We start from the raw sequence: 11,085 nt of genomic DNA, 5'->3' as shown, positions 1-11,085 counted from the left end.
CGCAAAATGCGCTGACGCCTTGCGAAGGATCTCGTTCGCCTGGCGCAGCTCGCGGTTCTCGCGTTCCAAAGCCTTCATGCGCTCGGCCATCTCGGTCGGAATGCCCGCGCGCTTCCCGCTGTCGACCTCGGCCTTCTTCACCCACTCGTTCAGCGTATGGGCAGAACAACCGATCTTCGCCGCAATCGACACGATCGCCTGCCACCGCGACCCATGCTGCCCCTCGTTGTCGAAGACCAGCCGCACCGCGCGTTCACGCACTTCGGGGGAAAACTTGTTCGTCGTCTTGCTCATGATGCTCCATCCTACTCAGGAGTTGGAGCCTCCGGCAAACCCGGTGCGGTTCACACTTCTGGGCTTTCCGCGCACCTCGAACAGTGTCGCCAACTCCCGTGCCACCCTTGCGCCGGACAGTGACGTGTCCGCGATCAGGGCGAGACATTCCCGCGTGCAGTCATCCGCCACGGTCAGCACCCGGAAGCGGCGGCCATCGGTCAGCTGGTCAGACACGAAGCCCAATGACCAGCGCTGGTTCGGCGTCAGCGGCAACGACATCAAAGCCCGTGTGCCGATGGCCCTCTTGCGCCCGCCGCGACGCCGGACGTGCAGCCGCTCCTCGCGGTAGATGCGGAACAGGTGGTCTGGGCCGAGACGCAAGGCATCGCCCTGACCTGCATACAGCCCGGCAAGCCCCAGCAGAACGCCTATGTCGTGCGTTACAACCGGACGGTCCGCCACGAATGGCTGGACCTCTACAACTTTGAAACCATCGAGGCGGTGCAACAGATCGCCACCGAATGTCGGTGGACCTACAACAACGAACGCCCCAACATGCGCATCGGCGGGGTCACACCTGCCATGAAGCTGAAGGTGGCCGCGTGAATTCTACGGCCGGACCCCACTAAAACCGAGAGGATCACCCTAACAGTGATATGCTGTGGGTATATTGTGGACAGATATACCCTTGACCGCTGATTTCCTGATGAAATCAATTGCCTAGGAAGGCACAGTGGCAGCCCGTAGGGGAGTCGAACCCCTCTTTTCAGGTTGAAAACCTGACGTCCTAACCGATAGACGAACGGGCCACGCTTGGCGTGAGCGGGTATCTAGAGGGTTGCTCGGGAAGGCGCAAGAGGGAATCCGCGCCTTTCTGCAAACTTTTTTCTGCAAGGCTTTTCGGGCAGTTGCGAGGCGCGATCACGCGCGCGCCGCGTCCTCCAGTTTCAGCTGCACGCGCTGGCGTCCGCCCCAGGAATCGACCTCGACCCGTCCAGCCAGATGAAAGCGCCCGGCCGCCCCAGAGCTCAGGGCCATGCCAAGCGGGCTGTCCCAGACGCCGAAGGCGATGGCCTGCAACCGTGCGCCGTCACCGAAGGTCAGGCGCAAATGGTTCTCTCCGATCTTGCGGGCATCCGCGATGCGCTGGTCGGCAAAGACAAAGCGCGGGGCAGGTGCCGAGGCGCCGAAGGGGCCGGCAGCCTCGATCTGGGTGATCAGGTCGGGCGTGGCCCCTTCGGGGGCCAGCAGGCCGTCGATGGCAAGATCGCGGGGGCCGCCTTCGCCGGCGCCCTGACGGCCAAGCAGCTCGGCCAGCCGGGCCATGGCAGGTTCCAGCGCGTCCTGCGCGACGGTCAGCCCGGCCGCCATGCGGTGCCCGCCGCCTTTGATCAGCAGCCCCTCGGCGGCGACGCGTTGAACGGCGGCGCCAAGGTCGACGCCGGGAACCGACCGGGCGCTGCCCTTGCCGATGCCGTTCTCAAGCCCGATCACCACCGAGGGGCGGTCGAACGCCTCTTTCAGGCGGGCAGCGGCAATGCCGACCACGCCGGGATGCCAGCCCTCGCCGGCCGCCCAGACCAGCGGGCCTTCGGTCCCCCGAGCCTCGGCCTGGGCCATGGCCTCGGCGCGGACGGCGGCCTCGATCTCGCGCCGCTCGGTGTTCAGCTGGTCCAGCCGCTGGGCCAGAACGACCGCTTCGGACGGGTTGTCGGTGGCGAGCAGCCGGGCCCCCAGATCGGCCTGGCCGATCCGTCCCCCGGCATTGACCCGCGGCCCCAAGAGGAACCCCAGCGCATAGGTGTCGGGCGCCTTGGTCATGCGCGCGGCGTCCGACAGGGCAACCAGCCCCGGCCGCTCGCGCCGGCCCATCACGGCCAGACCTTGCCGGACCAGCGCCCGGTTCACCCCGATCAGGGGGGCCACATCGGCCACCGTCGCCAGCGCCACCAGATCAAGGAACCGCATGAGGTCGGGGCCCTGAACGCCCGCGCCGCGCAGGCGCCGGTTCGCCTCGACCAGCATCAGGAACACGACACCCGCCGCGCACAGGTGGCCAAGCTCGCCGGTTTCGTCCTGTCGGTTGGGGTTGACCACGGCCAGCGCAGGGGGCAGCGTTTCGCCGCCAAGGTGATGGTCCAGCACCACGACATCGCAACCCGCCGCCGCAATCGGCTCGTGGCTCAGGGTGCCGCAGTCGACGCAGACGATCAGGTCATGCTCGCGCCCCAGCGCCTGCATGGCGGGCACGTTGGGGCCATAGCCCTCGTCGATGCGGTCGGGGATATAAAGGGTGGCGCCGTGCCCCATGGCGCGCAACCAGGTCAGCAACAGCGCGGCCGAGGCGCCGCCATCGACGTCGTAATCGGCAAAGACCGCGATGCGTTGGCGATGCTTCAGCGCGTGGATAAAGCGATCCGCTGCGGGACCCATGTCACGCAGCAGCATCGGATCGGGCAGCAGATCGCGCAGGGCTGGCGCCAGGAATCCCGGGGCCTCATCTGCGGCCACTCCACGGCGTGCCAGCACCCGAGCCACAGGCAAGGGCAACCTCTGGCCCTGGGCAATCGCCTCGGCCAGCCGGTCCTGCTCGTCGGTCAGACCGACCCAGCGGCGCCCGGTCAGTGACGCCTCGACGCCCAGAAAGGCCATGGCTGCCTCTTCATCTGTCGCAACAATTCTGAACGGGGGCGCCGCACTTCTGCCGACCAGCGGCCGTGCGGCAATCCCCTCGAAGCACTGACGTGCCGCCGATCACTTCACCGGCGTGCGATAGGTCATCCGCCGCACCGACCCGGTTTTCGAGCGCATCAGCACCGTCTCGGTGGTGACCCAGCCGACCTCGCGCTTGAGGCCGCGCAGGATCGAGCCATCGGTCACGCCAGTGGCGGCGAAGATCACGTCGGCGGTCACCATCTCGTCGCGGGTGTAGATGCGGTTCAGATCGGTGATCCCGGCGCGTTCGGCCCGGCCCCTTTCGTCATCGTTGCGAAACAGCAGCTGGCCATAGATCTGGCCGCCCATGCATTTCAGCGCACTGGCCGCCAGCACGCCTTCGGGCGCACCGCCCGACCCCATGTACATGTCGATGCCGGTCTGTTCGGATTCGGCGCAGTGGATGACACCTGCCACGTCACCATCGGTGATCAGGCGGATTGCGGCGCCGGTCGAACGAACCGCCTTGATCAGATCCTGATGCCGCGGGCGCTCGAGAATGCAGACGGTGATGTCGGCCGGCGTGCCCCCCTTGGCCTTGGCCAGCTGCCGCACCCGCTCGGCCGGGTCCATGTCCAGCGTGACGACCCCATCGGCATAGCCGGGACCGACCGCCAGCTTTTCCATGTAGACATCGGGGGCATGCAGCAAGGTGCCGCGCGGCGCCATGGCGATCACGGCCAGGGCGTTGGGCATGTCCTTGGCGGTCAGCGTGGTGCCTTCCAGCGGATCAAGCGCGATGTCGACCGCAGGGCCCTTGCCGGTGCCGACTTCCTCACCGATGTAGAGCATGGGCGCCTCGTCCCGCTCCCCCTCGCCGATGACCACGGTTCCGGCGATGTCCAGCAGGTTGAGCTGCTTGCGCATGGCGTCCACCGCAGCCTGATCCGCGGCCTTCTCGTCGCCGCGCCCGATCAGCTTGGCCGAGGCGATGGCGGCGGCTTCGGAAACGCGGGCAAGGCCCAGCGACAACATGCGGTCGTTGAAATCGACGGTCTGCGGCATGGCGGCATCCTGAAAAGGGGTAATTCCGGCTAGGTTCTACCCCTGGATGCCTTGAAAGGGAACCCCGCGCAGGCGCTCCCGCACCCTTGCGCCGCCCGTTCCGGGCGGCTTCAGGCTTTGGGCAAGGCGGGGGGCCTTGCCCCCCGGCCGATCCTGCGCAAGCGCCGGATCGGCTCCCCCCAGGATATTTGGATCAAGTCGAAAAGCAGACCTGATGCTGCGGCGCGGATAATCGTTCGGTTTCACCTTGCTACAAATACCCCCGCCGGAGGCAGCCGACGCAGGTATCTTGCCGTGGCCCCGGTCAGAAGCGAGACTTTGCCACACATCCGCGGCAGCGCCGGGCAAGGGGGCTCGATGCCCCCGCGCACGGCTTTTCTTCAGCCGCGATGGATCAGGCTGGCGAACAGATGCGGATCGAGGCTTGCGCCGGCGAAGGTCGGGCCTTCGGTCAGCACGCTCACCGCATCGTGGCTGTGCAGGCTTTCCTGGTGGCTGGCGACCACGCGGAAATCGCCGATCCGGCCGTCGGCCCGCAACGCGGCGCAGAAGCTGCGGGCGGCATCTTCGACAAAGATCGGGTTCGCCGCGTTCAGCTCGGCGAAGGCCTGTTCGTCCTCGCGTTTCACCATGACCTGCGTCTCGGTCGGGATCGCGCGGCGGGCCAGATCGATCAGATCCTCGAACCACAGGCGATCTTCGCCCACCAGCTCGACCGAAAGCCGCGCGACAGATCGCTGGGCGTGGGGCGTTGCCAGCTGGCCCCGCGTGGCGCGTGCGTGCTCTGACAGCTCCAGCGAGCAAGGGCAGGTCGAGGAATAAACGTAATCCACATGCACCAGCCGTTTGCGCACGCCGGCCGTATCCACCAGTTCCAGCGCGATGTCGTAATACTGCCAGCCCGACAGCCCCGAGCGCAGGCTTTCGACCCGCATCGGCCATGAAAACCGCATCTGGATCCGCGCATCGAAGCTTTCGAGATCGCGGCGGTAGTCTTCCAGCGCCGCTTCGACCACCCCAAGCGAGAATTGCCGGTCGCTGTGGGCATAGAACGAGCGCATGATGCGGCTCATGTTGATGCCCTTCTTGTCGGCCTCGAGGCTGACGGTGCCCGTCACCGAGGTTTCCAGAGTCAGTTCGCCGCCATCGCGGGTCTGGTAGCGGATCGGCAGGCGAAAGTTGGAAATGCCGACATGCTGGATCACCGCCTTTGCGCCGCGGATCAGGCTGGAGGGGCCGTTCTGCAGGTCAGGCAGCGTCGCCTTGTAGGAGGCATCGGGGCGAAAATCGGCCGGATAGTCGCGGCTGAGCCCGCCCGTGGCCAGCACGGGTGCCAGGGCCGGGTCCAGCGATGCCACCACTTCCGCCGGCATGTCCCTTGCCCAACGGCGCAGCAGGGCCAGGGCGGCCTCTGCCTCGGCATGGCCGGGTTCGCGGTCGATGGCGGGGGTGTGGATGGTCATGGCATGTTCTCCTCACGCGCTGTCATCTAGATTACGGCTGGCCCTGCAGGCTGGATCACCCGGCTGGCCGGCTTTCTCGATGAGGCAGGCACCCTGAGGATATAGCCCCCGCACGGGCAGGGGCCAAGGACCGGGGGCAAGTTGCCTATTCCGCGACCAGCACGCCGCGTTCGATCTGGTCCCGCTCGATTGATTCGAACAGCGCCTTGAAGTTGCCCTCGCCAAAGCCGTCGTCACCCTTGCGCTGGATGAATTCGAAGAAGATCGGCCCGATCACGGTTTTCGAGAAGATCTGCAGCAGGATCTTCGTCTCGCCGCCATCCACCACGCCTTCGCCGTCGATCAGGATGCCGTGCTTCATCATGCGATCCAGCGGTTCGGTATGGCCGGTGACGCGATCCAGGCTCATGTCGTAATAGGATTTCGGCGGCGCCGGCATGAATTTCAGCCCGCGTTCGGCAATCGCATCCGTGGCGCCATAGATGTCTTCGGTGCCCACCGCGATATGCTGGATCCCCTCGCCGTTGTAGCGGCGCAGGTATTCGACGATCTGGCCCTTGTCGCCGCGATCCTCGTTGATCGGAATGCGGATGCGGCCGCAGGGGCTGGTCAGGGCGCGGCTGGTCAGGCCGGTGTATTTGCCCTCGATGTCGAAGAAGCGGATTTCGCGAAAGTTGAAGATGTCGCCATAGAAGCGGAACCACACATCCATGTTGCCCTTGTGGACGTTGTGGGTGAGGTGGTCGAGGTAATAGAACCCCACCCCCGCAGGCTTGGGCGTCGCGACAAAGTCGAATTCGGTCGCATAGGGCCCCTGGGGGGCGCCGCCATAGGCATCGGTGAAATAGATCAGGCTGCCGCCGATCCCGACGATGGCGGGCAGGTCCATCGTCTTGCCGGGGCCGTCATAGGGGGTGGCGCCCTTGGCCACCGCGTGGGCATGGGCCTGATGGCGGTCAACCACGCGCCAGCACATCGACGGGGCGCAGGGGCCGTGTTCCTCGACGAACATGCGGGCATGGCTGCCGGGCTCGTCATTCAGCACATAGGTGATGTCGCCCTGCTGCCACAGCTCGATGGCGCGGGTCTTGTGGCGGGCGGTCAGCGCATAGCCCATCCGCGCGAACAGCTCGCGCAGCTGTTCGGGGTCGGGGTGGGCGAATTCGACGAACTCGAACCCGTCGGTGCCGGCGGGGTTGTGGTCGGTGATCTGCGCGCGGGGGGCGGCGTGGGGGAAGGGGCCCATGGGTTTCTCCTCCGGTTCCTGGGGTTAACCTGAGTCTGCCGCACAGCTTGCAAGGGAAGTGTGCATTATGGCTGGCCCTGCCTGCAATCTGCGCGCAATATGCGCATTATACAGCGGATTAATGCGGGAAACGCGCAATGCTGGACGAGATCGATTCGCGCCTGCTGGCCGAGCTGCAAAAGGACGCCACCCTGACCTCCGAGGTGCTGGGCAGCCGCCTTGGCCTGTCGCCCAGTCAGGCTGGCCGCCGCCGCCAGCGGCTGGAGGCCGAGGGCTATATCACCGGCTATGCTGCCCGTGTCAGCCCGGACCGGCTGGGCCTGCATGTGCAGGCCTTTGTCCAGGTGCAGATGGCCAGCCACGATCCCAAGGCCGCGCAGGCGCTGGCCACGCTGGTCGCCACCCGGCCCGAGATCATCAGCGCCTGGACCCTGACGGGCGAGGCGGATTACCTGCTGCGGGTCTGGTGCGCCGATCTGCCAGGGCTGAACCGGCTGATCCATCAGGTTCTGCTGCCCCACCCGTCAGTCGCGCGGGTGCAAAGCCAGATCGTCATGGACCAGTTCAAGCCCGATGCCCCGCTGCCGACATGAGTTCATGCGAAAATGCTGTCAACTCGGGGTCTTTTGCGGCCGGCCGGGGCGGTTGCACGCTGGCCTGCCTGCGCTATACCCGTTCGCAAAGATCACCATTGCGGAGGCTCTGCCGTGCTGAACCCGGCCGATCATCGTTTCGTGGCAGAGCTTGCCGCCGGCTTGCCCGATGGCACCATCCGCGCCCCTGAGCCGCGCTATCTGGAAGAGCCGCGCGGCCGCTGGGCCGGCCTTGGTGGCTGCGTTGCGCTGCCGCGCACGACCGAGGAAGTGGCCGCCATCGTGCGGGCCTGCCATGCGGCGCGGGTCGGCATTGTGCCATGGGGGGGCGGCACCGGACTTGTCGGCGGTCAGATCATGTCCGAAGGCCCGGCCCCGGTCATCCTGTCGCTGGAACGCATGAAGGCGGTGCGCGGCGTCTGGGCGGATGAAAACGTCCTGATCGCCGAGGCCGGCGCGAAACTGGCCGATGTGCGCGCGGCGGCCGAGGCAGCAGGGCGGATGTTCCCGCTGTCGCTGGCCTCCGAAGGCACCTGCAGCATCGGCGGCAACCTGGCCACCAACGCGGGCGGCGTGAACGTGCTGCGCTGGGGCAATGCGCGCGATCTGTGCCTTGGCATCGAGGCGGTGCTGGCCGATGGCAGCATCCTGGCCGGGCTGAAACGGCTGCGCAAGGACAACACGGGCTATGACCTGCGCAACCTGCTGATCGGGTCCGAAGGCACGCTGGGCATCATCACCGCCGCCAGCTTGCGGCTGGTCGCCCCGCCCCCGGTGACGGGCGCCGCGCTGATGGTGGTGGGCGGGCCGGCCGAGGCGCTGGCGCTGCTGGCCCTTGCCGAAGGGCTGGCGCCCGGCTGCGTCTCGGCCTTTGAACTGATCCACCGCAACGGGCCGGTGTTCCTGTCGGAAACCATGCCCGATGTCCGCCAGCCCTTTGCCGATCCGCCGGAATGGATGGTGCTGGTGGATCTGGGCCTGCCGCATGGCCTGTCGGCGGCCGAGATGCTGGAATCCCTGTTCGAGGCGGGGGGCGAGGCCGATCTGGTCAGCGATGGCCTGATCGCGCAATCCGAAAGCCAGCGGAACGATTTCTGGACCCTGCGCGAAACCATCCCCGAGGCGAACCGGCTGATCGGTGCGATTTCCTCGCATGATGTGGCGCTGCCGCTGTCGGAACTGCCGGGCTTCATTTCCGAGGCAGGGGCGGCGCTGGCGGCAATGGGCGATTTCCGCATCAACTGCTTTGGCCATCTGGGCGATGGCAACCTGCACTACAATGTGTTCCCTCCCAAGGGCGCGTCGCGCAGGGCCTTTGCCGGGCAGGCGAATGCGGTCAAGGAACTGGTCCATGACCTTGTGCACGCGCGCGGCGGGTCAGTCAGTGCCGAACACGGGCTGGGCCGGGCCAAGACCTCGGATCTGACGAAATACGGCGATCCGGCGCGCGTGGCAGCGATGCGCGCGCTGAAGGCTGCGCTGGATCCGGTGGGGATTTTGAACCCCGGCGCGGTTCTGGGCTAGGTCCATGGCCCGGGTCGTCCTTGCCCAGCTGCGCCGAGGCGATGCAGACGAGCTGGTCGCCTTTCACCGCGAGAACCAGGCGTTTCATGCGCCATGGGTCAGCCCCTTTACCGAGCCCGAGGGGTTCGAGCCGTGGTTCGCGCAGCGCGTGACGGGCAGCCATGTGACCTGGCTGGCGCGCGAGGCCGCGACCGGCGCGATGGTCGGGGTGTTCAATCTGGGTCATATCGTTCTTGGCCCGATGTGCAGCGCCTATCTGGGCTATTATGGATCGGCCCGGCTCGCTGGGCAGGGCTACATGACCGAGGCGCTGCGGCTGGTGGTCCGGGCCGGATTCTACGAGCTGGGCCTCCACCGGATCGAGGCGAATATCCAGCCGGGCAATGCGCCCTCCATCGCGCTGGCGCGCCGGGCGGGGTTTCGCAAGGAAGGCTTTTCGCCGCGCTATCTGAAGATCGGCGGCCAGTGGCGCGATCACGAACGCTGGGCCATTCTGGCGGATGACGATCGGGAATAAGGCGCGCACGACCCCATCGAGGGGCCGCGCGCGCCTGCGGGGCATGCGCCCCGCGCCACCGCACCGCTCCCAGCCGCAGCAAACGTGCCATTTCCCCTTTCATTCCTGACCGAATCCCGCTATGGCCGCCCGGTCGCGCCGCACACCCTTGGAGGGCGGCGGACTGTCAAAGGAGAAAGACAATGGCTAAAGAGATCCCGGATCTCGTCGCCGAGGTTCGCGCGGGGACAGGCAAGGGGGCCGCCCGCCAAGCTCGTCGTGACATGAAGGTTCCTGGCGTGGTTTACGGTGGCGGCACCGAGCCGCTGGCGATTCAGCTGAACTACCACTACCTGCTCAAGCGCCTGAAGGCCGGCCGCTTCCTGTCGACCCTGTTCAACCTGAAGGTTGAAGGCCAGGAAGACGTGCGCGTGATCTGCCGCGGCGTGCAGCGCGACGTGGTCAAGGACCTGCCGACCCACGTCGACCTGATGCGTCTGCGTCGCACCAGCCGGATCAACCTGTTCATCCACGTCGACTTCATCAACCAGGACAAGGCGCCCGGCCTGAAGCGCGGCGGCACGCTGACCATCGTGCGCCCGGAAGTCGAACTGGAAGTCACCGCCGGTGACATCCCGGATCACATCACCGTGGATCTGGAAGGCAAGCAGATCGGTGATGTCATCCACATCAACGACATCGCGCTGCCTGAAGGCGTCAAGCCGACCGTCGACCGCAACTTCGTGATCGCCAACATCGCCGCGCCCTCGGGCCTGCGTGCGTCGGACGCCGAAGAAGGCGCCGAAGGCTGATCTCTGTCACGCTGACAGACTCGCGGCGCGAAGGGCAACCTTCGCGCCGTTTTCGTTTCAGGCCGCGGCCTTGCCGTCGATGACCTGCACCGAGGAAAACATCTCCAGCTCGGGGGGGCCGGCGTAAAGATCGCCATGGCTGCCGGCGCCGCGATGGGCGTTGCGGAAGGCCTCGGATTTCGTCCAGGCGGTGAAATGCGCCTCGGATTCCCACAGGGTGTGGCTGGCATAGAGCGTATGGCCCTCTTTTGCCGGGCCCTTCATCAGGTGGAACGAGACAAAGCCCGGGACCTGCGGCAGCTGGCTGTCGCGGCCGGTCCAGACGGCCTCGAATGCGGCCTCCTGGCCGGGGTTCACCTTGAAGCGGTTCATCGTCAGGAACATGAATTCATCCTTGCGTTGGGTGACGGGCTGGATGGCAGGGCGATGAGCCTGGCGGTCTGGCGTGGCGGCACCTTTTCAGGCGCCGCCGGACAGGTCAAGCGCAGGCCGCCTGCCCTGGCCCTCAGGGACGCCCGTCGCCACCATTGCCGCCACCGCCCGGGCCACCGGCACCGTGTGCGCCGCCGCTGCCTGCGGATGCGCCCGCCCCCGTATCGGCGGCCATCCCGTCCAGCTTGCCATGCGCGGTCTGCACCATGGTTCCCAGCATCTCGTCCTCGCCCGAGGTGCCAATGCTGCGGGCAAGGTTTTCCTTGTGATACTGCATGTTCAGGATCGAGGTATCATCGGTCCAGGGGTTCGCATGGCCTGCCAGAACCGGCGATGCGGTCGTAGCGGTCCCAAGGGTGCCAATCAGGAACAAGGTCTTCATGTGGGGTCTCGTTCATGGGTGATGGTTGCGGCCATGGTCGAAGATCTGGCCCGGGGCCGATACAGGACACACCAGGCCGAACCGCGCCGGAACCGGACGACATGCCGCAGGCGCGGAAGTCCGCCGGGCGGGTCCAGATTC

The 11,085-nt window shown here is 66.5% G+C and carries 11 protein-coding genes, 1 tRNA gene and 2 pseudogenes; 5 read left to right on the top strand and 9 right to left on the bottom strand.

Translation table 11 applies throughout. The features are described from left to right. The coding region (locus G481_RS0106680; protein WP_028029339.1) for a transposase at positions 1-294 on the bottom strand (294 nt) is incomplete at its 3' end. Between the two features lie 60 nt (positions 295-354). After that, a pseudogene (locus G481_RS23055) lies at positions 355-636 on the bottom strand (IS3 family transposase); the annotation flags it as partial. 3 nt (positions 637-639) lie between these two features. Between G481_RS23055 and G481_RS25380 the strand changes: the two are divergent. Further along, a pseudogene (locus tag G481_RS25380) lies at positions 640-882 on the top strand (integrase core domain-containing protein); the annotation flags it as partial. A 128-nt stretch (positions 883-1,010) separates the two neighbouring features. On the opposite strand, the gene G481_RS0106665 reads toward G481_RS25380, so the two are convergent. The 5 genes from G481_RS0106665 to hppD form a co-directional block, all read right to left on the bottom strand. Then, positions 1,011-1,085 (bottom strand) — tRNA-Glu (locus G481_RS0106665). Positions 1,086-1,197: 112 nt separating this feature from the next. Then, positions 1,198-2,928, bottom strand: coding sequence for a single-stranded-DNA-specific exonuclease RecJ (gene recJ / locus G481_RS0106660; protein WP_028029336.1), 1,731 nt, complete (start codon positions 2,926-2,928; stop codon positions 1,198-1,200). A 102-nt stretch (positions 2,929-3,030) separates the two neighbouring features. After that, complete coding sequence (gene glpX / locus G481_RS0106655; RefSeq protein ID WP_028029335.1) at positions 3,031-3,996, bottom strand: class II fructose-bisphosphatase; 966 nt, start codon at positions 3,994-3,996, stop codon at positions 3,031-3,033. 380 nt (positions 3,997-4,376) lie between these two features. After that, positions 4,377-5,459 carry a GTP cyclohydrolase FolE2 gene (gene folE2 / locus G481_RS0106650; RefSeq protein ID WP_028029334.1) on the bottom strand — a complete coding sequence of 361 codons (1,083 nt, stop codon included), beginning with the start codon at positions 5,457-5,459 and terminating at the stop codon, positions 4,377-4,379. 145 nt (positions 5,460-5,604) lie between these two features. Beyond that, entirely contained in the window at positions 5,605-6,705 is a 1,101-nt protein-coding gene (gene hppD, locus G481_RS0106645) for a 4-hydroxyphenylpyruvate dioxygenase (RefSeq protein ID WP_028029333.1), read from the bottom strand. Positions 6,706-6,842: 137 nt separating this feature from the next. On the opposite strand from hppD, the gene G481_RS0106640 reads away from it, so the two are divergent. From G481_RS0106640 to G481_RS0106625, 4 genes are all read left to right on the top strand, one after another. Then, positions 6,843-7,298 carry an Lrp/AsnC family transcriptional regulator gene (locus G481_RS0106640; RefSeq protein WP_028029332.1) on the top strand — a complete coding sequence of 152 codons (456 nt, stop codon included), beginning with the start codon at positions 6,843-6,845 and terminating at the stop codon, positions 7,296-7,298. 114 nt (positions 7,299-7,412) lie between these two features. Next, positions 7,413-8,822: an FAD-binding oxidoreductase gene (locus G481_RS0106635; protein ID WP_028029331.1), complete on the top strand. Its 1,410-nt coding sequence runs from the start codon at positions 7,413-7,415 to the stop codon at positions 8,820-8,822. Positions 8,823-8,826: 4 nt separating this feature from the next. After that, on the top strand, positions 8,827-9,339 hold the full coding sequence (locus tag G481_RS0106630) for a GNAT family N-acetyltransferase (protein WP_028029330.1): 513 nt from the start codon (positions 8,827-8,829) through the stop codon (positions 9,337-9,339). A gap of 182 nt (positions 9,340-9,521) precedes the next feature. Next, positions 9,522-10,130, top strand: coding sequence for a 50S ribosomal protein L25/general stress protein Ctc (locus G481_RS0106625; RefSeq protein ID WP_028029329.1), 609 nt, complete (start codon positions 9,522-9,524; stop codon positions 10,128-10,130). Positions 10,131-10,187: 57 nt separating this feature from the next. On the opposite strand, the gene hmuQ is transcribed toward G481_RS0106625, so the two are convergent. Beyond that, a complete protein-coding gene (gene hmuQ / locus G481_RS0106620) occupies positions 10,188-10,514 on the bottom strand; it encodes a heme-degrading protein HmuQ (protein ID WP_028029328.1) in 327 nt (108 codons plus the stop codon). A 121-nt stretch (positions 10,515-10,635) separates the two neighbouring features. Further along, positions 10,636-10,944: a hypothetical protein gene (locus G481_RS0106615; protein ID WP_028029327.1), complete on the bottom strand. Its 309-nt coding sequence runs from the start codon at positions 10,942-10,944 to the stop codon at positions 10,636-10,638. Between the last annotated feature and the right edge of the window lie 141 nt (positions 10,945-11,085).

This window comes from Gemmobacter nectariphilus DSM 15620 (assembly GCF_000429765.1).
GTDB classification, from domain to species: Bacteria; Pseudomonadota; Alphaproteobacteria; order Rhodobacterales; family Rhodobacteraceae; genus Wagnerdoeblera; species Wagnerdoeblera nectariphila.
The sequence above is the reverse complement of the archived record's forward strand: the minus strand, read 5'-3'. Positions and strand labels throughout refer to the sequence as shown.